The following is a 19,945-nucleotide window of genomic DNA, read 5'->3' as shown; positions in this document are numbered from 1 at the left end:
CAAACACCCCTACCCATCCAGCGCCTGCGCCAGATCGGCGATCAGGTCGCCCGCATCCTCGATTCCCACCGAAAACCGCAACAGCCCCTCGGGGATGCCCGTATGCGGCTCGATCGTATGGCGATGCTCCACCAGGCTCTCGACCCCGCCCAGCGATGTCGCGCGATGCAAAAGCTGCAACCGCCCCGCCACCTGCAACGCCCGCTCGCGCCCGCCAGCCACCACCGCAGACAGCAGATAGCCATAGCCGCCGCACATCTGCCGCGTGGCAATGGCATGGCCCGCATGACTCTCCAATCCGGGGTAAAGCACCGTCTCGACCTGCGCATGCCCCTCCAGATATCTGGCCACGGCCAGCGCATTCTCGCACATCCGCTCCATCCTGAGCGGCAGCGTGCGCATCCCCCGCATCAAGAGCCACGCCTCGAACGGCCCCATCACCGCCCCCGCATCATGCCGGTCGGTCACGATCTCTTGCCACATCGCAGTGCCCGGCTCACGGCAGGACAGCACCCCCGCCAACACATCCGAATGCCCGTTCAGCGCCTTGGTGCCCGAATGCATCACAATGTCCGCCCCCAGATCCAGCGCCCGCGTCAGCACCGGCGTCGCCGCCGTGCCATCGACCACCAGAATGGCCCCCGCCTTATGCGCCATCCCCGCCGCTGTGGCGATCTCGACCGTTTTCAGCCACGGGTTCGACGGGGTCTCGATCCAGACCATATCCGCCGAAGACCGGCACGCCGCCGCCAGGGCCGCCGGGTCCGACGCGTCGATCTCATCCAGCAGGATCGCGCGGCGCACACAATAGGCCCGCACCCATTTCAGCGTGCCCCAATAGATGCCGGTCTGCATCACCACCCGCGCGCCACTGGGCAGTGCGCGAAACACCGCCGCCACCGCCGCCATGCCGCTGGGAAAGAGCAGCGTCGCCGCCGCCCCCTCCAACTGCCGGATCACCTCTTCGGCCTGCCGCACCGTGTCATTCTGATCGCGCCCATACATGTTGTCAGGCCGCAGCAACGCATAGTCTGCACCCCGCGTATAGGTCGTGGCCAGCGAGATGCCCGGCACCACGCCGCCTGTCGCCGTGTCCTTGGCCCCCGCCGCCTGCGCGGCAATCGTTGCGGGTTTCAGCGGTTCATTCTTCATGCGTCGATCTTTCCATGTTCCATCGCAAAGAGCCGCCCCGGCCCCCATCCCCGCGCATCGGCCCCGGCCCGGCGCAACATATCCCACAAGAGTGCCTGATTTGAGGTGACGACCGGCAGGCCCAATTCCGCCTCCACCGCCCCGATCACGCCGAAGGTGCGCAAATTGGTGCAACTGGCGAAAACCGCCTCCACCCCCGGCACGCGCGCCGCCTCCAGCATGGCCCGCCGCGTGCTGGCCTCACTGATGCGCGCCACGGTCCAATCCTCTTTCTGCCCGAAACTGACCGCATGGATCACTTCGATCCCCGCCGCGCCAAGCGCCGCCGCCATCGGCCCGCTCACCTCGCGCACATAGGGCGTGACCATCGCGATGCGCCGCACCTGCAACCGATGCAGCGCCGCGATCACGGCGCTCAGCGGGTTCGTGACCGGCACGCCGGGATGCGCCAGATGGATCAGCCGCGCCACCTCGTCCGATCCGATGATCGTCGCCCCCGAGGTGCAGGCGTAGGCCACTGCCTGCAACCCGCGCGGCAAGAGCGCCGCCGTGCGCGTCATCTCGGGCGCCATGCGCGCCAGATCCTCGGGCGTCACATCGGCCTGCGCCGGAATACGCGCGTGCAGCAGGTTCACATCCCGCCCCGCCAGCGTCATCCGCGCCTCGTATTCCACCGTTTCATCGGTGCTGAGCACGATCATCCCAAGCCGCAGCCCGGACCCCGCTCCACCGTCCAGATCATATTCCATCACCGCCCCTCCACCCGACTGATTGTCCCGCCCGACACGGCGGCGCGCACCCCCGTGGTGCTGGCGCAGGACGTAGGCAGTCCCCGCGCCACCCGCACCGCCAGATAGGCAAAGGCCTGCGCCTCCAGCATATCCCCATCGAGCCCCACCGCCTCGACCGGCTCCACCGGGCAATCGAGGGCCGCGCGCAGCATCTGCATCATCACGGCGTTATGCCGCCCGCCGCCCGTCACCAGCAAGCGTGCGGGCGGGCGCGGGCAATGCTCCATCCCGCGCAGGACCGCCGCCGCCGCCATGCCGGTCAGCGTCGCCACCGCATCCGCATCGCCCAACTCGCCCACCAATCCGATCATGTCGGCGAATGTGTCCCGATCCAGCGACTTGGGCGGCATCCGCAGGAAATAGGGCTCATCCAGGAACAGCTCCAACGCCCCTTGCGCCACCTCGCCCTGTCGCGCCAAGGCGCCATCGCGGTCAAACGCCTCTCCGCGCCGCGCCAGCATCAGATCGTTGATCGGCGCATTGGCTGGCCCGGTATCAAAGGCCAGAATGGCCCCCGGCTCCTCTGGCCGCGCAAACTTCGGATCAAGCCAGGTGATATTCCCGACCCCGCCAAGGTTCAGAAACGCCAGCGGCTCCTCAGCCCCGATCCACTTGGCACAGGCGAAATGGAAAAACGGGGCCAGCGGCGCGCCCTCGCCCCCCAGCCGAATATCCGCGCTGCGAAAATCCCAGACCACCGGCAGGCCCAGCCCCTCGGCCAAGGCCGCGCCATCGCCCAACTGATGCGTGCCCCGCCCGCGCGGCTCATGCGCCAGCGTCTGCCCGTGAAACCCCACCAGCGCCGCGCCCTCGAACTGGCTCAGAACCTCCAGATGCGCGCGCTCAACCAGCGCTTGCGCCTCTTCCAGATCCTCGCCCGGCCACTTCCCCAAGGCGGCAGACAAAACCGCCTGCTCCTCGGCGGAGTATCCACGATAAGCGGTTGGGCCAAAGGCAAAAATCGTCTCGCCATCGGTCTCGACCATGGCCGCATCCACCCCATCCAACGAGGTGCCCGACATCGCCCCCAACGCCCAGAGGCGCTCCGCCTTCAACATGGCCTTTTCCTTTGCCCACCGACTGCATATACATGCCGCGCAAACCAAGCCGGGACAAGCATTATGACCTATCGCCCCAAATCCGATTTCCTGAACGTGATGACGTCGCGCGGCTATCTCGCCGACTGCACGGATTATCAGGGTTTGGACGAGGCGCTGCAGGCTGGAACCGTCACCGCCTATATCGGCTACGACGCCACGGCAAAATCTCTGCATGTCGGGCACCTGCTCAACATCATGATGCTCCGCTGGCTGCAAAAGACCGGGCACCGCCCCATCACGCTCATGGGCGGCGGCACCACCAAGGTGGGCGATCCCTCGTTCCGCTCGGATGAACGCCCGCTGCTCTCGCCTGCGCAGATCGACGAGAATATCGCCGGCATGAATCGCGTCTTTGCACGCTACCTCGCCTATGGCGACGGGCCGCAGGATGCCATGATGCTCAACAACGCCGAATGGCTCGACGGGCTCAATTACCTCGAATTCCTGCGCGACATCGGGCGGCATTTCTCAGTAAACCGGATGCTCAGCTTTGAATCGGTGAAATCGCGCCTCGACCGCGAGCAATCGCTGTCGTTCCTCGAGTTCAACTACATGATCCTGCAAGCCTATGATTTCCTTGAATTGAACCGCCGTCACGGCTGCGTCCTGCAGATGGGCGGCTCGGATCAATGGGGCAATATCATCAACGGCATCGACCTCACCCGCCGCGTGATCGACCACGAGGTGTTCGGCCTCACCTCGCCGCTTCTGACCACCTCGGACGGGCGCAAGATGGGCAAATCGGCGGGCGGCGCGGTCTGGCTTTCGGCCGACATGCTCAGCCCGTATGAATTCTGGCAGTTCTGGCGCAACACCACCGACGCCGACACCGGGCGCTTCCTCAAACTCTACACCGAATTGCCGATCGAGGAATGCGAGCGCCTTGGCGCTCTGGAAGGCTCCGAGATCAACGCCGCCAAGATCATTCTCGCCAATGAGGTCACAACCCTCCTGCATGGGGCAGAGGCGGCAGCGGCAGCCGAGGCTACCGCCCGCGAGGTGTTCGAGCGGGGTGGCGTGGGCGACGATCTCCCCACCGTCGAGGTGACCGCCGAGGAAGTGTCCGAGGGAATTTCCATCGTGCAACTCATCGTGCGCGCCGGACTTGCCAAATCCGGCAAAGAGGCCAAGCGCCTCATTACTGAAAACGGCGCGCGTCTGGATGACGAACCGTTAACCGACGCAGGCCTGATGATCGACGCCGCCGCCCTCCAATCGCCGATCAAGCTGTCGGCGGGCAAGAAACGTCATGCGCTCGTCAAGCTGTCCGATTGAGGGGCAAATTCGAACCCCGGACCTTACAAAATCAGCTTACGATTTGTAAGGTCCGTAAGGGTCACCCCCGCCCGCGCAGCGCCTCTTTCAGCACGTCACGCACCGCCTCCGGCGGCACATCCGAGGTGATGAACGCCTCCCCGATCCCGCGCGCAAGGATAAAGCGCAGCTTGCCATCAACAACCTTTTTATCCTGCCCCATGAGCGCGATCAGCCCATCGGCATCCGGCAAATCTCCTGATATATCAGATAGATCAACCTTCATCTTCATGTCGCGAAAATGCGCCCGCACCCGGCTCGGGTCTTCTTGCGAGCACAGGCCAAGCCGCGCCGACACCTCGAACGCGAGCGCACAGCCAATCGCCACCCCTTCCCCATGCAAGAGCCGCGACCCATCATAGTGTGTGGCCGACTCCAGTGCATGACAAAATGTATGCCCCAGATTGAGCAACGCCCTGTCACCCTGCTCGGTCTCGTCGCGCGTCACGATCTCGGCTTTCATCTCGACCGAGCGCTTGACCAAATGAATTCTCGCCGCCATATCGCCCGACGCAGCGCGTGAAGCATTGCTTTCAAGCCATTGAAAAAAGTCACTATCTCCAAGAAGCCCGTATTTGGCGACCTCGCCGTATCCCGCAAGGTAGTCCCGTTCTGTCAGCGTGCCCAAGACCTCGGTATCAGCCAGAACCAGGCTCGGTTGGTGAAACGCCCCGATCAGGTTCTTGCCCTGCGGCGCGTTGATCCCCGTCTTTCCCCCCACCGAACTGTCCACCTGCGCCAGCAAACTCGTGGGAACCTGAACAAACCGCACGCCCCGCCGCAGCACTGCCGCCGCAAAGCCCACCAGATCGCCGATCACGCCGCCGCCAAACGCAACCACCACATCGTTACGCTCGACCTTCTCTTCGAGCAACCATTCGACCACCCGCTCGAAATGCGGCCAGGATTTAGTCGCCTCGCCCGCCGGAAGCGTTAGAGAAACCGAGGAAATCCCTTTCAACTCCAAGCCTTTGCAGAGCGTCTCCAGATGCAGCGGCCCCACTGTGGCATCGGTCACGATCGCCACGCGCGGACGTCGCAAGAGCGGCCCAATCAGCGCACCAGCCTGCCGCAACAGACCCGGCCCGATATGAATATCATACTCCCGTCCCGGCAGGCCTACATGCACGATTTCGGTCATTCCACCCACTCCAATAGCTCCTTGCGCGTGCTGAGCGCGTTAAGAACTTGCTCGGCCATCGCCTCGACACTGTATTCCGGCCGCGCCCGTACCCGAATCTCGGCCAACTGATAGATCGGCACGCGGGCATTGTAGATCTGCGTCAGCGTCTCGAATGGATGAGCTGTGCGCAGTAAGGGTCTGGTATTCTTTCCTTTTACCCGCGACCACAGCAGCGGAAGATCAGCATCGAGCCAGACCGACACCCCCTTGCGCGCCACCAGTTCGCGGTTGCGCTCGGCCAGAAATGCGCCACCGCCGGTGGACAGGATCGCCCTTGGCCCATCCAGCAACCGATCAATCACCTCGGTCTCTCGCGCGCGAAAGAATGTCTCGCCATCTCTTTGAAATATCTCGGAAATTGCCATGTTTGCGGCCTTCTCGATCTCGGCATCCGAATCGAGAAACGGCACGCCAATCCGGGCCGCCAGCGCCTTGCCCACCGCCGTCTTGCCTGCCCCCATCATGCCCACCAGCACGACCGTCTTGCCCAATTTCCAGTGCCCCTTGGCCGACACTTTCGGCGCTCCCTTGCCCATTCACAAAGTTTTTCACTCAATGACGTGATCTTGCGCAAAAGGCCAGTTATAACTTGGGAAAAAGAACAGGCAAAACAGGCAGGGGATGACATGCTAAGATTAATCAAATGGCTGATTTATCTGGCAATTCTAGGGTTTATCGCCTTGGTGGCCTATGCCTATATCGGGCCTTTTTTTGGTGCGGACTTCTCGCCTGACCAGACCGAGATTCGGCAGGACATCATTCTTGATACGGATTAGTGCAGCAGTTTTTCTGGGATTGACCGCGACGGGTGCCGCCCTCGCGCAGCAGCCTCTCTCGGCCATCGACTGGTTGGATCAGGCCAGCACCGCCGCTGTCACCACCGCCCCGCGCCCCTCGCTTACCGAACCCCCCGCTGCCGATACCGTGACCGTGCCGAACGTAACCGTCACTGCCCTTGACGCGCCGCGTGCCGATGCGGTTGGCCTATTGCCCAGCACCACCACAGGACTGCCTGTAACCCTCTGGGAAAAAAGTACAACTCCAACGCTTTTACGCGCCCTGTCTCAGCTTGAGTCCGAACCACTGCCTGCCATTCAGGCGCTCTATTACACCCTGCTTCTGGCCGAGGCGAATGCTCCCCTGGATGCCGGAACAGAGGCGGCATTCTTGCAGGCGCGCCTCCAAGCCCTGCGTGACTTCGGCGCAATCGAGCCCGCTCAGGCAATGGCCGAGCGCGCCGGCCCCATGACAAAATCTCTTTTTGATCAATGGTTTGATCTGTCACTCCTGCTGGGTCAAGAGGACCCGGCCTGCGCTATGCTTAGTCGCAAACCACGCCTGACCTCGGATTTCGGCGCGCGGATCTACTGCGCGGCGCGCACCGGCGACTGGAACACTGCCGCCCTGACCTATCACAGCGCCACCGCCCTCGACACGCTCTCGGAAACCGATGCGACCCTTCTTGCGCTCTACCTTGATCCCGAATTGATCGACGTAACGGAACCGCCAGAACCGCCCCAATCCATCACGGCATTGCAGTTCCGCCTGTTTGAGGCCATCGGCACCGCGCTGCCAACGCATAACCTGCCCCGCGCCTTCGCCATGGCCGACCTGCGCGGCAATTCGGGCTGGAAGGCCGAAATCGAAGCGGCGGAACGCTTGGCACGCACCGGCGCCATTCCCGCCTCGCGCCTCCTGGGGCTCTACACGGATCGCCGCCCAGCGGCCTCGGGCGGGGTCTGGGATCGGGTTGCGGCGGTTCAAGCACTTGATCTGGCGCTGAGTGAAGGGGCCACGCAGGATCTCGTTCAGGCGCTACCGAGAGCCTGGCGCGCCGCGCAGGACCAACGACTAGAGGTCATCTTCGCAGAGCTTTTCGCAGAACGCCTGAACGAAGCGGAGATTCCGCAGAGTATCGCATCGCAAGTCTTTGAAATCACACTATTGTCGGAACAGTACGAAACGGCTGCCGCTCGGGTCGAGTCACCGTCGTCGGATCAACGCTTCCTGATTGAAACCGCGCTTGGAACCCCCTCTGCCGGGACCGCGCGCACCGCGCTTCAAGGGGCCATCGCCGCAGGCTTTGCCAGCGTCACGCCCCCTTCGGAGCATCAGGCGTTGATTGATGCCGGCCGGCTGGGCGAAGCGATCCTGGCCGCCGCCCGACAGATCGGTCACAGCGACCGTGCCCGCGATGCCCTGCCGGGCGCGATTGCCACGCTGCGGGCTCTGGGCCTCGAGGACACAGCGCGCCGCGCCGCCCTGCAACTCCTCCTGCTGGGGTCACGCGGGTGAACGCCGCGGCACGTTGGGTCGATCTCTTTCTCGAGGCGCAAGCCGCCGAGGTCGGAGCCGCGAAAAACACCCTTCTGGCCTATGCGCGGGATCTTAATGACTTTGTTGATTGGGTTTCAAATCAACAGCTTTCGTTGGAAACACTGTCCCAGGCGGATATTGATCGCTATTTGATCCATTGCGACGCGCAGGGCCTGGCAAGGGCCACGCGGGCGCGCAGGCTCTCCGCAATCCGCCAGCTCTACCGATTTGCCTTTGACGAGCGGTTGCGCTCGGATAACCCTGCCATTCGCATCAAGGGGCCCGGCAAGGCGCAGCGCCTGCCGAAGACTCTGAGCGAAGACGAGGTCAGCCGCCTGCTGGACAGTGCTCCGGCCCACGGGCGCACCGCCTCCGAACGCTGCCGCAACGCCTGCCTGATCGCCCTGCTCTATGCGACCGGCATGCGCGTGAGCGAACTGGTGTCATTGCCCCTTGCCGCCGCGCGGGGCGATCCGCGCATGATCTTGGTCCGCGGCAAGGGGGGCAAGGAACGTATGGTGCCCCTCTCGCCGCCCGCGCGCGCGGCCCTGGCAGACTGGCTTGCGATTCGCGAAGCCGAAGAGAGCACGCGCCGCGCCAAAGGCCTGCAACCCTCGCCCTATCTCTTCGCATCAGGCGGGGCGGCCGGGCACCTGACGCGTCACAGATTTTATAACCTTATCAAAGAAATATCTGTCAAAGCTCATGTCGATCCAGACAAGGTGACGCCGCATACCCTGCGCCATGCCTTTGCCACGCATCTTTTGGCCAACGGTGCCGACCTGAGAGTGATCCAGACCCTGCTTGGCCATGCCGATGTCGCCACAACCGAGATTTATACCCATGTGCTTGAGGCCCGCCTCCAAGCACTGGTGCAAGAGCATCACCCGTTGGCGCAGGCCGCCCGGCGCAAGACCGGGGGCAAAACCTCTTCCGAGGGCCAATAGCCGGTCGTCAACGCCACATCATACCCCTGCACCAGCCCCGCCGCCCGCATCGCTGCCTCCGCGCCGTGATGATCATAGCTAAGGCGATGAAAGGTGACGTGCTCATCCAATACCGCAAAGCCGGTCTCAACCCGGCCATCATGCGGCGGCATGCCGATTGCTCCGGCATTGATCCACTCTACCGTGCCGATACGCCGCTGAAACATCAATCCGGAGTGGCCCGCGAAAACCAGATCAATATGGCCTGCAACCTCTTGAATCCGGTCGATTTCATCCAAAAATGCCTCATCACTGGATACGGACCAGAGAAATCGGCTGATATCCGTCAGGCCACCATGGATCACCGCCGCGCGTCGACCGGCATGGGTGAAGAGGATGAGATCCGGCAGCGTCTCCATCCAGCGGCGCGCTTCTCCGCCAACCGCACGGTCCGCGTGTCGGTACCACCCGGCAGACAACAGGTCGCAGGTCGTGCCCGTATCAAACCCACATCCGCAATCCATCGCGTTGCGCGCCAATTGTTTCTCGCAATTTCCCGCCAGCACGACACAGCCCGCCGCGCGGATCAAGGCCACTGTCTCGGCCGGCTCGGCGCAGTAGGCCACGACATCGCCCGTGCAGATCATACGTTCCGGGGGAATTTCATGGGCAGTTGCCCAAGCCAGAACCGCCTGCGTCGCCTGCAAATTGGAATATGGCCCGCCAAAAATCAGCACAGGCCCAGACAACGCGCCCAAATCTGTGATTTGCATCGGCCATGCTCCCTTGAATGCAGGGGGCGCACGCCCCATAACCCTGTAAACTAAAAGGGACCGCACAGAGATGGAAGCCGCGTCAAGCGCAACCGACCTTACATTCTGGATCACAAGTGGCGCGATCGTGCTGCTTCTGGTGATGTCCGCCTATTTCTCAGGCAGCGAAACCGCCCTCACAGCCGCCTCACGCGGAAAACTGCGCGCGCAGGCTGAAAAGGGCTCTCGCGGAGCGGAAACCGCTCTCAAGATCACCGAAGACAACGAGCGTCTGATCGGATCGGTCCTGCTCGGCAATAACATGGTGAATATTCTCGCGGCCTCGCTGGCGACCGCCCTCTTCACCCGCCTCTTTGGCGAAGGCGGTGTGGCGCTGGCCACCCTCGTGATGACCCTGCTGGTGCTGGTTTTTGCCGAGGTTCTGCCCAAAACCTACGCGATCACCAATGCCGAGGCCGCCGCAGCCCGCACGGCGCCGCTGATCGTCTGGGTGATCAAGGTCTTTTCCCCCATCGTCACCGCCGTGCGCTGGTTTGTACGCCGGGTACTGGCGCTTTTTGGCGTGCAGACCGATCCCGACAGCCACATTCTTGCGGTGCGCGAAGAAATCGCGGGCGCGCTCTATCTGGGGCAATCCGAAGGCGTGGTGGAAAAGGAAGACCGCGACCGGATCCTGGGCGCGCTTGACCTGGGCGAACGCGCAGTCGAGGAAATCATGCTGCATCGCTCGCGGATCGAAATGATCGACGCCGAGGCAGACCCCGACGCAATCCTCGATCAATGCCTCAAGAGCAATCACACACGCCTGCCACTCTATCGCGACGATCCCGACAACATCATTGGCGTCGTCCACGCCAAGGACCTCTTGCGCGCCATGCACAAACTGGTGACGGAATCGCAGGACGGGGCGGCGGCGCTCAAGAATTTCGACGTGTGCAGCATCGCGCGCAAACCCTATTTCGTGCCCGAAACCACCACGCTGGATGACCAGATGCGGCAGTTCCTGCGTATGCGCAGCCATTTCGCCATGGTGGTCGACGAATACGGCACACTTCAGGGCCTGATAACGCTGGAGGATATCCTCGAAGAGATCGTCGGCGAGATCACCGATGAATTCGACCCCGATGCCGAACATCCCGTGCGCCGGACCGAGGATAATCAGTTTCTCGTCGATGGCGCCATGACCATCCGCGACCTCAACCGTGCCAATGACTGGAACCTGCCCGACGAGGCCGCAAATACCGTGGCGGGCTTGGTGATCCATGAGGCCCAGATGATCCCGAAGGTCGATCAGGTCTTCATCTTTCACGGCTTCCGGTTTCAGGTCATGGCCCGCAAGGATAATCGCATCACACGCCTCAAGGTGCGCAAGCTCTGAGAGCCTCGGTCAACGCGGTTCCTTATACTTGAGAACGTCGCGATCCACCCCCAGACCGATGATGGGGCTCAACAAGTCGCGCCACAGGCTCTGACGCGGCTTGTCCTTGGCGGACGGATCGCGCGGAAGGCGCAGATCATCCTCCAGCATCGGTGCCAGAATCCGCTCGTCCAGCATCCAGCGACCCCGCCGCCCTTCGGCGCGATCCGCCTGCTGAAAACCGAGCCACGCCGACAGACGCGCCTGACAGCACGGGGTCTTGCCGGGATAGATCAGGTAAAAGCCGCTGTTGACCCGCAAACAGATATTGTCCAGCACCCGCGCCACACCGCGATAAGCCTCTGGAACATGCGCCTTGGGCATATAGTTGAACCGCCCGGGATCGCCGTTGAAAAACACACCAAGCGCCGTGCACAAATCAATACCGCGCTGCGCCATGGCCCAGCCTAAAACCGGCTCGGGCGCCAGCGCCCAGTCGTACGCGACAAGCGCACGATGAAACGCCTCGGGTGAAAGGCTGCGCAAATACTCGATCTGCTGGGCAACAGGGCTTGCGGACCAATCAAACGGACTGGCATGCGGCATCATCGGCTCCGTGACTATAGCGAAAAAACAATGCCCTGTATGTGAGCGTCGAAAGTGCGTTTTGTGCGGAACAACTGTGACGCCAATTGGGCAAACACGAAAGTTTTGCTTGGGGCACGAAGCGTTGGCGACTACGCTGAGCCTATGCTCAACCGTTTTCTGAATGTCTTTTCCGCATCAAAGCCCGGTCCCCTGCCAGAGCCGGATGACAAGCTGGCCTTGGCCGCCTTGATGGTACGCGTAGCGAAATCCGACCATCATTACGACCTTGCCGAGATCAAGCGAATTGACCGTCTTTTGGCGCGGATCTACGGGCTTGGCCCAGTTGAGGCGGCCAAGATGCGCGCCCTCTCAGAGCGGATCGAGCATGCCGCCCCTGATACCGACCGCTTTGGCCACATCATCCGCGAGACCGTCAGCCTTGAGGCTCGCCTCGCTGCGCTCGAGGCTCTGTGGGAGGTGGTGTTGTCTGACGGCACGAGCCAACCAGAGGAATTGCACGTGATTGACGCCGCGCGCGAGGCGATGGGACTGAGCCATGCCGATAGCGATGCCGCGCGCGCCTTGGCCGAGGCCCAGTGATTCCCCATTGGCGCGCCGCGCAGGGCATCCTATACCAGAGCCATGTTTGCAGATTTCCTGAAACGGCTGATCCAACCAGCCCCCGAGCCCCTGACCGGCGGTGATGCCCGTCTGGCGCTCTGTGCCCTCCTCGTTCGCGTCGCGCGCACCGATGGAGATTACGCTGCGGCCGAGATCATTCGCATCACGCGCATCATCTCAGCCCGTTACAACCTGCCCCAAACCGAGGCAGAGGCCCTGCGCCAACAGGCCGAAACGCTCGAGAGCGAGGCCCCCGACACCGTCCGCTTTACCCGCGCCATCAAGGACGCCGTGCCGCATGAGGATCGTTTAGGCGTGATCGAGGCGCTGTGGCAGGTGGCCTTGGCCGACGGGGTGCGAGAGGCGGATGAAGACGCTCTGTTGCGCTTGGTGGCCAGCCTTTTAGGCATCACCGATCAGGACAGTGCCCGCGCCCGTCAACGCATTATGGGTCAGGGATGATCGCCAGCCTGCCGATGTATGACCGCCCCGAGACCGCGGTGGCCAATGATGCCCTCTGGCAGGGAATTCGCGACGCCTTGGGCACAGGTCCGGAGCGCCTGACCCGCGATGGCGATCTCTGGGATCATTGGCTCAGCCCCGATCTCCTGCTCTCGCAAACCTGCGGCTATCCATACCGCGCGCGACTGCACGGCCGCGTGACGCTGGTGGGCAGCCCAGTACTGGACTTACCCGGCTGTCCACCGGGGTTTTACTATAGCGTCTTTGTCGCCCGCGCCGATGATCCCCGCACTGACCCGCAAGAGTTTGCCACCGCGCGCCTGGCCTATAACGATGCCCTGTCGCAATCGGGTTGGGCTGCGCCGCAGAACTGGGCCGCCGCGCGTGGCTTTGCCTTCACCAACCCCATCCACACCGGCGCGCACCGGGCCTCTGCCTTGACCGTGGCCGAGGGGCGCGCCGATATTGCGGCGCTCGACGTGCTCAGTTGGCATCTGATGCAGACGCATGACCCGTTCACGGCAGGGCTGCGCGTACTGGCCCGTACCGATCCCACGCCAGCCCTGCCCTATATCACCGCCCTTGGGCGCGATGCAGACACGATGCGCGCCGCGGTGGCGCATGTAATCCACGCGCTCCCCTCAGACACGCGTGCAACCCTTGGGCTAAAGGGAGTGACCTATATCACCGCGACAGATTATCTGGCCCTGCCCAATCCCGCGCCGCCGCCTTTGCCTGCGCCTCCGAATTGAGCTGACGGCACGTCAATTCGCACAAACAGCCCCTCAATCGCCCGTTTTGCAAGTTGCATCGTGCCAATTTTTCGGCCCTATTGTCACAAAGCCGTCAAAACTCACCGAAACGGAAGCTGCCCTTGTCCGACACGCCCCCGGTTATCGAGATCCGCAACCTGCACAAGGCGTATGGCGCGCTTGAGGTGATCAAGGGGGTCGATATTGCCGCCCATCGTGGCGATGTGGTCTCGCTGATCGGCTCTTCGGGCTCGGGAAAATCGACCATCCTGCGCTGTGCCAATCTGCTTGAGGACAGCCAGCAGGGCGACATCCTCTTCAAGGGCGAGCCGGTTCAGTGGAAAGGCACAGGCTTGGCGCGCCATCCGGCTGATCCCAAACAGGTGCTGCGCATTCGTACCAACCTCAGCATGGTGTTTCAGCAATTCAATCTCTGGGCGCATCTCACGATCCTGCAAAACGTGATGGAGGCCCCCGTGACCGTGCTTGGCCGCGACCGGCACGAGGTCGCAGAGGCCGCACGCAAATATCTCGATAAGGTGGGTATTGGCGACAAATGCGATGTCTACCCCGCCCAGTTGTCCGGCGGCCAGCAACAACGCGCGGCCATCGCCCGCGCCCTCTGTATGGAACCCGAGGCGCTCTTGTTTGACGAACCCACCTCCGCGCTCGATCCAGAACTGGAACAAGAGGTAATCCGTGTCATCAAGGATCTGGCCAACGAAGGCCGCACCATGATGATCGTCACCCATGACATGAAAATGGCCGCCGATGTCAGCGACCATGTCGTGTTCCTGCACCAAGGGCTGATCGAGGAACAGGGCCCGCCCGATACACTCTTTGGCGCGCCGAAATCGACACGCCTGCAACAATTCCTCAGCTCCACCAGCGGCGGCTGAGGCAAGACCACCACTCAAAAGGGAGAAAATCATGAAGAAACTGCTACTCACCACCGCTGCTCTGGCCCTCACCACAGGCTTTGCCATGGCCGACACCGTGCGGCTTGGCACCGAAGGTGCCTATCCTCCGTACAACTTCATCAACGACAAAGGCGAGGTTGACGGGTTCGAGCGCGAGTTGGGCGATGAGCTTTGCAAGCGCGCCGAACTGACCTGCGAATGGGTCACGAATGATTGGGACAGCATCATCCCGAACCTTGTATCCGGGAACTATGACGTGATCATTGCAGGCATGTCAATCACCGACGAGCGCGATCAAGTGATTGATTTCACACAGAACTATACCCTGCCCGACCCCTCGGCCTATCTTGCCCCCTCGGCGGATGTCGATGTGAAATCCGGCGTGATTGCCGCGCAGTCGGGCACGATCCAAGCCTCCTACGTGGCCAGCAGCGGGGCGACGCTGGTCGAGTATGCAACACCCGAGGAATCCATCGCCGCCGTCCGCAATGGCGAAGCGGACGCCGTGCTGGCGGACCGTGCCTTCCTTCTGCCCGTGGCTGAAGAGGACGCAGGGCTGGAACTTCTGGAAGAGTTGGTGATGATCGGCGGCGGTATCGGCCTTGGCCTGCGCGAGAGCGACGCCGAACTCAAGGCCAAGTTTGATGCCGCCATCCAGTCGATGAAGGACGATGGCAGCCTGAACGCCCTGATCGAGAAATGGGAAATCGGCCTGACCTTCTGAGGTTGGCCGACAGGCGGGGTCCAATGCGGCCCCGCCCCCTCCAACAAGGCTCTTTGCGATGTTTGCCTTTTGCTCCGATCCAGCCAGCCTTGACGGGCTAGCATGGATCACATGCTATCTCACCACGGCCAAGCACCTGCAACTCTACTATGCAGTTGGCACGGTGCTGTTGCTGCTGGCGATCACCGCGCCGGCAGCGCTTGCCTTTGGCTTTGGCGGGGCAATGGCCGCGCGGGCGCATCTGGCCCCCCTGCGCTGGTTCGGCAAGGCCTATATTGCCGTCGTGCGCGGCGTGCCCGACATCGCGTTCTTCCTCTTTTTCGTCATCGCACTCGATCAGGCATTTGAATGGACGCGGCATCAGATCCTGTGCCCAGATTGGGATCAACCGATCCGTCAGGGCAACGATTTCGTGGTCTGTCAGGCCGCGAAACTGCCGCTCGGTTCTGCCCCACAATGGGTGCATGAAACCTACGGCTTCACCCTTGCAGTGCTGACCTTTGCCATTGTCTTCGGGGCCTTTGCCGCAAATGTGCTCTTTGGGGCCATGCGCGCGGTGCCCCGTGCCCAGATGGAAACCGCAGAGGCCTATGGCATGACCCGTCGTCAGGCCTTCTGGCGGATCATGGTGCCGCAGATGTGGGTTTACGCCCTGCCCGGTCTTGGCAATCTCTGGATGGTGCTGATCAAGGCGACGCCGTTGCTCTTTCTGCTCGGGGTCGAAGATATCGTCTATTGGGCACGCGAGCTTGGCGCCACCGCCAATCCGCGCTTTACCGACTATCCGCATGGCGACTGGCGGATGTGGTATTTTCTGGGGCTGATGGTGTTCTATCTCGGATTCACGCGCGTATCAGAGGTGGTGCTGGAACGCCTCATGCAGCGTCTTACACTAGGGCAGGCCACGACCGGCGGCGAAGCGCAAAGGAAAGCGGCATGAGCTGTCTTGAGACCATTCAGGCCTATGGGCTGCGCGCCATCGGCATCGGCGAACGCCTCTTGCCGCAGAGCGATTTCACTCTCTGTGAACAAGTCACGCTGATCGGCTCTGGCCTGATCTGGAATATCTATTTCGGGCTTTTCGCCCTTGTCAGCGGTTTCGTCCTCGCCACCGCCGTGGCGCTTGGCAAAGGCTCTCGCAACCGCGTGATCCGCAAACTTTCGGAATGGTTCATCTTTGTCTTTCGCGGCTCGCCGCTCTTTATCCAGTTCTTCTTTGCCTATTTCTTCTTTCTATCGCTCAAATCGGTCTCCCCCTTCTTTGATATCCTGACCTCGGCTTGGCTCGGTGCCCTGATCGTGCTTTTCCTCAACACCGCCGCCTATTCCGGCGAGATTTTCTATGGCGCGCTGCGCTCTATCCCCAAAGGGGATGTTGAGGCGGCGGATGCCTATGGGTTTTCCGGTTGGCCACGCTTTCGCCGGATCATCTGGCCCACCATGCTGCGGCTCGCATGGCCTGCTTATACGAATGAGGCGATCTTTCTCTTTCACGCCACGACATTGGTCTTTTTCTCGGGCTTTCCGGTCTGGCAACAGCGCGGCGATGCGCTGTATTATGCCAAGTATTTCGCGGACAAGACCTTTAACCCCTTCGTGCCCTACCCGATCCTTGCGGGCTATTTCATCCTGCTCACACTGGTGGTGATCAGCGTCTTTGGCCTGATCAACCGCCACCTCAACCGCCATCTGCCGCAGGAATACCGACGCAAGCTCAACTTGCGGATGAACCTGATCCGCTGATGGGCAGCGTGGCGATTCTTATCCCCGCAGCCGGGGCCTCGTCGCGAATGCGGGGCAGAGACAAACTCTTGGAAACGGTGCGCGGTCAGCCGCTCTTGCGCGACCGCGTGACCCTTGCCCTTGCCACCGGCTGCCCCATAGCGGTGACCCTGCCGCCTGAGTCCGGCACCCGCCGCGCCGCTCTGGACGGGCTGCGTGTCACCCTTTTGGCCGTGCCCGACGCCGCGACCGGCATGTCCGCCTCGCTGCGTGCGGGGGCCGAGTGGGCCATAGCGCAAGAGGTGGCTGCCCTTATGATACTCCTTCCCGACCTGCCGGACCTGACCGCGAGCGACATGAGCCTCATGCTGCAAGCCAACGATTGTGAAACCATCTTTCGCGCCTGCGACGCGCATGGCACGCCCGGCCACCCGGTCATCCTGCCGGCCCGCCGGTTAACTGAGTTAACCCGCATCACCGGCGACACCGGTGCGCGCGACCTCTTGCGCAAACACCCCGTGACGCCCGTGACGCTTCCCGATCGACATGCAACAACCGACCTCGACACGCCCGAGGCTTGGGCGGCGTGGCGCGCCGCGCAACACTAGCCCGGATCGCGCCCCATATGCTCGGCAATGCGCCGGTTGAGCCAGGCAAGCCCCGCCAGCGACAGCCCCAAGCCGAGGAAGGACGCCACCCGCACCAGCCCCGACAGCCCGGCCATATCAACCAGAAACACCTTGGCCACGGTCAGCGCCACCCCGGCCATTGCCACCCGGCGCAAGGTCTCGGACCGTCGCACCAATGCCAAGCCCAACAACATGACCGAGACCAGAATAAGCGCAACCGTATAGCTGTATAGCTCGCCGTCGCTCACCCCCGGCACGCTCAGGTCATCCCCCTGCCAAAGCCGCCGAATTTCGAGCGCGAGATACCATGCCCCATACCCCGCCCCCGCCACAGCAAACGCCAGCCGAGGCAAACGCCGCAGGTGATCCAGTTTCCATGCCGCCAGTGCAAAGACCAGCGCCACTGGCAGATAGGCCGCAGCCAATGTGTCGAGGATCAGAGGCCCGCTCACAAACTCCTTGCGCCAGAGCAGCGGCACCAGCGGATTGGTCAGCACCGCCTGCGCCACCAGCGTCACCAGCGCCACCGCCCCCATGACAGAGCCAAGCGCCAGCCGCAGCCACCGCACCACGCGCCCACCCGCGCGCAACCGCCAGAGCTGCACCATGCTGGACGCAAGCCACACCACCGCCGTCAGACCAAGCCCCGCATGCCCCATCGCCCCTGATCCGCCCAGCCATCGCTGCAAGACGACGCTGAGGAAGATCGCCGTAATGCTCCAGACGGCGCTTTCGATCACCACCCGAGTGGCACCCCCGGCGCGCGCCGCCATCACGCCCCATGCCGCCGCCAGCAGGGCCAGCGGCCCCAGATGCGACAGGAGCACATCGTCCCATCCCGCCTCGCGCACCGCCCAGTCCAGACCCGGATCAATCACCAGCCGATAGCCGATCACCGCGACGCCCACCTGCGCCAGCCCCCCAAGCAGTGGCAGATTGAACCGTCGGTCAATCACCGCCGTGCTCAGAATCATCAGCCCAAGCGCCAGCGTCAGCGCCGCCTTGCTCAGTACCACAAAAAGCGCCAGCGTGATCAGCACCAAGGCCGCCGCCGCGAACAGAGCAGCGACTGCCCCCTCCGGCCCGCGCGACCGCACCGCAAACACCACCATCAGCGCCGCCAAGGCCATCACCTGCAAGGCCCACGCATAGGCCCCGAGCACCACGGCGGGGGTCCAGAACAGCTCAAGGATCAGCGCAAGCCCCGGTGCCATAACCGCCGCGCTAAGGCTCCAGAGGATCACCGGCACCACGCCCGCCGCATAACGCGCTCGAAACGCACAAAGGATCGAGACCACCGCCCCGCCCGTCAGGATCACGCTCGCATCAAGCGGCATCTTGGCTTCGGGTAATCGCTCGGCCCCGGCCATGAACGCCGACCAAACCGGCCCCTGTCCAAATCCTTCGAGCGCCACCAGCAGAAGCGTCGCCACGGCCGGAACCACCGGCACATCTTCCAGCGCCGCGGCCCGTCGCGTGCCGAGAATCAGCGCCGCCAGCATCCCCGCCAGCAGGCTCAGCGCGCCCCAGACGACCAGGGCCTCGCGCGCCTCCTGTGCCAGCCAGAGAGCGGCAAGGCTCGCCAGAGCCACCACCCCCCACACAAGACGCACCGGAAAATCAGGATAGCTCCCCCCTGCCAGCACCCGGCGCAACAGCGAATTGCCCGCGTGCTGCGGCACCAACCGCGCCTCGGGAACCAGCACCGTCAACACCACCAACATCGCCCAAAACGCAAGATAAAGCAGCGCGCCCGCCTGCGCCAAATAGAGCAGCGTCGCGCCACCGATACTGATTGCCAAGGCCAGAACCGAAATCCAGGCCCATCGCCGCGCGGCATCCACCGCCAGCCCGACCGCTGCCAAGACCGCGAAATACCCGTAAAAGACGCCGGGCGTGTCCGACTGCCCGCCCACCATGAACGGGGCTACCCCCGCGCCAATAAGACCGAGCGCCGTCAGAACCGGCCCGTGGAACCAGCCAAGGATCACAGCCGCCGCACCAACGCCCACCAGGCCTGCCAATGCCACACCCGGCCCGATCAGATCATAGAGTCCCCGCGCAGCCAGAACACCCGCAAAGAGCGCGATCACCCCCGCACCGGACAAAACCGAAGGCAACCCGGTGACCGCGCCCGCCGCCTCATCGCCATAGCGCCGCCGCAGCCGCTCACCCGCTGCGATCAACGTGGCCCCAAGCACCAGCGCACCGATCACCCGCCAAAACGGCGTGAGCAGACCTTGCTCGACGCCGTATTGCACCATGAAAACGCCAGCCAAGGCCAGCGACACGCCCGCCACCGCCAACGCCCAATTGCCGCGAACCCAAGCCATCAGCGCCGACATCCGGTCGGCGCGCAGCACAAAGGCGCGCGGCGGTGCGAGGTCTTGACTCGCCTCAGGCGCAACCACCGGGGAAACGGCCCAGGGACCAGCCCGTTCCTCGACCACGGGCGCAACCTCTGCCACCGCTTCGGGACGCGCCTGTGACAGCCCCGCCTCAAGCCGCGCAACCCGCGCCTTGAGACGCAAATGCGAAATCAGGAGATAGGGCACTCCGATCACAAGGAGCGCGAGTAATCCAAGCCCGAAAAGAACGGCGAGTGCATCCATGGA

At 63.1% G+C, this 19,945-nt stretch carries 21 protein-coding genes; 13 read left to right on the top strand and 8 right to left on the bottom strand.

The genetic code is table 11. The features are described 5' to 3' along the window. Positions 1-9: 9 nt before the first annotated feature. From ROSMUC_RS07835 to ROSMUC_RS07825, 3 genes are read right to left on the bottom strand one after another with little or no spacing between them, the layout of a single operon-like run. The gene (locus ROSMUC_RS07835; RefSeq protein ID WP_037271417.1) at positions 10-1,152 is read right to left on the bottom strand and encodes a trans-sulfuration enzyme family protein; all 1,143 of its coding nucleotides are present in this window, start codon (positions 1,150-1,152) and stop codon (positions 10-12) included. Further along, on the bottom strand, positions 1,149-1,901 hold the full coding sequence (locus ROSMUC_RS07830; protein ID WP_037271414.1) for a maleate cis-trans isomerase family protein: 753 nt from the start codon (positions 1,899-1,901) through the stop codon (positions 1,149-1,151). Before ROSMUC_RS07830 ends, ROSMUC_RS07835 begins: the two co-directional genes overlap by 4 nt. Continuing rightward, on the bottom strand, positions 1,901-3,001 hold the full coding sequence (locus ROSMUC_RS07825; protein WP_037271412.1) for an anhydro-N-acetylmuramic acid kinase: 1,101 nt from the start codon (positions 2,999-3,001) through the stop codon (positions 1,901-1,903). The genes ROSMUC_RS07830 and ROSMUC_RS07825 overlap by 1 nt, the downstream gene beginning before the upstream one ends. 63 nt (positions 3,002-3,064) lie before the next feature. On the opposite strand from ROSMUC_RS07825, the gene tyrS reads away from it, so the two are divergent. Next, positions 3,065-4,318: a tyrosine--tRNA ligase gene (gene tyrS / locus ROSMUC_RS07820; RefSeq protein WP_037271410.1), complete on the top strand. Its 1,254-nt coding sequence runs from the start codon at positions 3,065-3,067 to the stop codon at positions 4,316-4,318. Positions 4,319-4,379: 61 nt separating this feature from the next. Here tyrS and aroB read toward each other — a convergent pair whose 3' ends face one another. After that, the gene (gene aroB / locus ROSMUC_RS07815) at positions 4,380-5,498 is read right to left on the bottom strand and encodes a 3-dehydroquinate synthase (protein WP_037271407.1); all 1,119 of its coding nucleotides are present in this window, start codon (positions 5,496-5,498) and stop codon (positions 4,380-4,382) included. Continuing rightward, a complete protein-coding gene (locus ROSMUC_RS07810; RefSeq protein ID WP_037271404.1) occupies positions 5,495-6,076 on the bottom strand; it encodes a shikimate kinase in 582 nt (193 codons plus the stop codon). Before ROSMUC_RS07810 ends, aroB begins: the two co-directional genes overlap by 4 nt. Positions 6,077-6,166: 90 nt before the next feature. Here ROSMUC_RS07810 and ROSMUC_RS20990 point away from each other — a divergent pair, with 90 nt between their 5' ends. Genes ROSMUC_RS20990 through ROSMUC_RS07800 form a run of 3 tightly spaced genes read left to right on the top strand, consistent with a single transcriptional unit; the run spans position 6,167 to position 8,803 of the window. After that, positions 6,167-6,316: a hypothetical protein gene (locus ROSMUC_RS20990; protein WP_170062555.1), complete on the top strand. Its 150-nt coding sequence runs from the start codon at positions 6,167-6,169 to the stop codon at positions 6,314-6,316. After that, entirely contained in the window at positions 6,303-7,835 is a 1,533-nt protein-coding gene (locus tag ROSMUC_RS07805; protein ID WP_037271402.1) for a hypothetical protein, read from the top strand. Before ROSMUC_RS20990 ends, ROSMUC_RS07805 begins: the two co-directional genes overlap by 14 nt. After that, the gene (locus tag ROSMUC_RS07800; RefSeq protein WP_037271400.1) at positions 7,832-8,803 is read left to right on the top strand and encodes a site-specific tyrosine recombinase XerD; all 972 of its coding nucleotides are present in this window, start codon (positions 7,832-7,834) and stop codon (positions 8,801-8,803) included. Before ROSMUC_RS07805 ends, ROSMUC_RS07800 begins: the two co-directional genes overlap by 4 nt. On the opposite strand, the gene ROSMUC_RS07795 is transcribed toward ROSMUC_RS07800, so the two are convergent. Then, entirely contained in the window at positions 8,740-9,555 is an 816-nt protein-coding gene (locus tag ROSMUC_RS07795; protein WP_037271398.1) for a metallophosphoesterase family protein, read from the bottom strand. The genes ROSMUC_RS07800 and ROSMUC_RS07795 overlap by 64 nt on opposite strands. A 70-nt stretch (positions 9,556-9,625) precedes the next feature. Between ROSMUC_RS07795 and ROSMUC_RS07790 the strand changes: the two genes are divergently transcribed. Beyond that, the gene (locus ROSMUC_RS07790) at positions 9,626-10,933 is read left to right on the top strand and encodes an HlyC/CorC family transporter (protein WP_037271396.1); all 1,308 of its coding nucleotides are present in this window, start codon (positions 9,626-9,628) and stop codon (positions 10,931-10,933) included. A gap of 9 nt (positions 10,934-10,942) precedes the next feature. Here ROSMUC_RS07790 and ROSMUC_RS07785 read toward each other — a convergent pair whose 3' ends face one another. Continuing rightward, positions 10,943-11,518 (bottom strand): hypothetical protein, encoded by a 576-nt coding sequence (locus ROSMUC_RS07785; RefSeq protein ID WP_245875141.1) that lies wholly within the window; start codon positions 11,516-11,518, stop codon positions 10,943-10,945. Between the two features lie 144 nt (positions 11,519-11,662). On the opposite strand from ROSMUC_RS07785, the gene ROSMUC_RS07780 reads away from it, so the two are divergent. The 8 genes from ROSMUC_RS07780 (at position 11,663) to ROSMUC_RS07745 (ending at position 17,309) form a co-directional block, all read left to right on the top strand. Then, a complete protein-coding gene (locus tag ROSMUC_RS07780; protein WP_037271392.1) occupies positions 11,663-12,100 on the top strand; it encodes a tellurite resistance TerB family protein in 438 nt (145 codons plus the stop codon). A gap of 42 nt (positions 12,101-12,142) precedes the next feature. Further along, the gene (locus tag ROSMUC_RS07775) at positions 12,143-12,583 is read left to right on the top strand and encodes a tellurite resistance TerB family protein (RefSeq protein WP_037271390.1); all 441 of its coding nucleotides are present in this window, start codon (positions 12,143-12,145) and stop codon (positions 12,581-12,583) included. Continuing rightward, positions 12,580-13,335, top strand: a complete 756-nt coding sequence (locus ROSMUC_RS07770) for a phosphate/phosphite/phosphonate ABC transporter substrate-binding protein (protein WP_037271387.1) — start codon at positions 12,580-12,582, stop codon at positions 13,333-13,335. Before ROSMUC_RS07775 ends, ROSMUC_RS07770 begins: the two co-directional genes overlap by 4 nt. Positions 13,336-13,457: 122 nt before the next feature. Next, positions 13,458-14,234, top strand: coding sequence for an ABC transporter ATP-binding protein (locus ROSMUC_RS07765; protein WP_037271384.1), 777 nt, complete (start codon positions 13,458-13,460; stop codon positions 14,232-14,234). A gap of 31 nt (positions 14,235-14,265) precedes the next feature. Next, a complete protein-coding gene (locus ROSMUC_RS07760; protein WP_037271381.1) occupies positions 14,266-14,979 on the top strand; it encodes a transporter substrate-binding domain-containing protein in 714 nt (237 codons plus the stop codon). Positions 14,980-15,037: 58 nt separating this feature from the next. Further along, complete coding sequence (locus ROSMUC_RS07755) at positions 15,038-15,919, top strand: ABC transporter permease (protein ID WP_037271378.1); 882 nt, start codon at positions 15,038-15,040, stop codon at positions 15,917-15,919. Then, positions 15,916-16,722 carry an ABC transporter permease gene (locus tag ROSMUC_RS07750; RefSeq protein WP_037271375.1) on the top strand — a complete coding sequence of 269 codons (807 nt, stop codon included), beginning with the start codon at positions 15,916-15,918 and terminating at the stop codon, positions 16,720-16,722. Before ROSMUC_RS07755 ends, ROSMUC_RS07750 begins: the two co-directional genes overlap by 4 nt. Further along, positions 16,722-17,309: a nucleotidyltransferase family protein gene (locus tag ROSMUC_RS07745; RefSeq protein ID WP_037271372.1), complete on the top strand. Its 588-nt coding sequence runs from the start codon at positions 16,722-16,724 to the stop codon at positions 17,307-17,309. Before ROSMUC_RS07750 ends, ROSMUC_RS07745 begins: the two co-directional genes overlap by 1 nt. On the opposite strand, the gene ROSMUC_RS07740 is transcribed toward ROSMUC_RS07745, so the two are convergent. Further along, positions 17,306-19,942, bottom strand: a complete 2,637-nt coding sequence (locus ROSMUC_RS07740) for a DUF2339 domain-containing protein (protein WP_037271369.1) — start codon at positions 19,940-19,942, stop codon at positions 17,306-17,308. The genes ROSMUC_RS07745 and ROSMUC_RS07740 overlap by 4 nt on opposite strands. Positions 19,943-19,945: the final 3 nt, after the last annotated feature.

It is taken from the genome of Roseovarius mucosus DSM 17069, from assembly GCF_000768555.3.
GTDB classification, from domain to species: Bacteria; Pseudomonadota; Alphaproteobacteria; order Rhodobacterales; family Rhodobacteraceae; genus Roseovarius; species Roseovarius mucosus.
The sequence above is the reverse complement of the archived record's forward strand: the minus strand, read 5'-3'. Positions and strand labels throughout refer to the sequence as shown.

What these genes read in the sequence shown, in the direction of transcription:
- ROSMUC_RS07835 (WP_037271417.1), bottom strand. Translation starts at nt 1,152, where the DNA reads ATGAAGAATGAACCGCTGAAACCCGCAACGATTGCCGCGCAGGCGGCG.
- ROSMUC_RS07830 (WP_037271414.1), bottom strand. Translation starts at nt 1,901, where the DNA reads ATGGAATATGATCTGGACGGTGGAGCGGGGTCCGGGCTGCGGCTTGGG.
- ROSMUC_RS07825 (WP_037271412.1), bottom strand. Translation starts at nt 3,001, where the DNA reads ATGTTGAAGGCGGAGCGCCTCTGGGCGTTGGGGGCGATGTCGGGCACC.
- tyrS (WP_037271410.1), top strand. Translation starts at nt 3,065, where the DNA reads ATGACCTATCGCCCCAAATCCGATTTCCTGAACGTGATGACGTCGCGC.
- aroB (WP_037271407.1), bottom strand. Translation starts at nt 5,498, where the DNA reads ATGACCGAAATCGTGCATGTAGGCCTGCCGGGACGGGAGTATGATATT.
- ROSMUC_RS07810 (WP_037271404.1), bottom strand. Translation starts at nt 6,076, where the DNA reads ATGGGCAAGGGAGCGCCGAAAGTGTCGGCCAAGGGGCACTGGAAATTG.
- ROSMUC_RS20990 (WP_170062555.1), top strand. Translation starts at nt 6,167, where the DNA reads ATGCTAAGATTAATCAAATGGCTGATTTATCTGGCAATTCTAGGGTTT.
- ROSMUC_RS07795 (WP_037271398.1), bottom strand. Translation starts at nt 9,555, where the DNA reads ATGCAAATCACAGATTTGGGCGCGTTGTCTGGGCCTGTGCTGATTTTT.
- ROSMUC_RS07790 (WP_037271396.1), top strand. Translation starts at nt 9,626, where the DNA reads ATGGAAGCCGCGTCAAGCGCAACCGACCTTACATTCTGGATCACAAGT.
- ROSMUC_RS07785 (WP_245875141.1), bottom strand. Translation starts at nt 11,518, where the DNA reads ATGCCGCATGCCAGTCCGTTTGATTGGTCCGCAAGCCCTGTTGCCCAG.
- ROSMUC_RS07780 (WP_037271392.1), top strand. Translation starts at nt 11,663, where the DNA reads ATGCTCAACCGTTTTCTGAATGTCTTTTCCGCATCAAAGCCCGGTCCC.
- ROSMUC_RS07775 (WP_037271390.1), top strand. Translation starts at nt 12,143, where the DNA reads ATGTTTGCAGATTTCCTGAAACGGCTGATCCAACCAGCCCCCGAGCCC.
- ROSMUC_RS07770 (WP_037271387.1), top strand. Translation starts at nt 12,580, where the DNA reads ATGATCGCCAGCCTGCCGATGTATGACCGCCCCGAGACCGCGGTGGCC.
- ROSMUC_RS07760 (WP_037271381.1), top strand. Translation starts at nt 14,266, where the DNA reads ATGAAGAAACTGCTACTCACCACCGCTGCTCTGGCCCTCACCACAGGC.
- ROSMUC_RS07755 (WP_037271378.1), top strand. Translation starts at nt 15,038, where the DNA reads ATGTTTGCCTTTTGCTCCGATCCAGCCAGCCTTGACGGGCTAGCATGG.
- ROSMUC_RS07750 (WP_037271375.1), top strand. Translation starts at nt 15,916, where the DNA reads ATGAGCTGTCTTGAGACCATTCAGGCCTATGGGCTGCGCGCCATCGGC.
- ROSMUC_RS07745 (WP_037271372.1), top strand. Translation starts at nt 16,722, where the DNA reads ATGGGCAGCGTGGCGATTCTTATCCCCGCAGCCGGGGCCTCGTCGCGA.
- ROSMUC_RS07740 (WP_037271369.1), bottom strand. Translation starts at nt 19,942, where the DNA reads ATGGATGCACTCGCCGTTCTTTTCGGGCTTGGATTACTCGCGCTCCTT.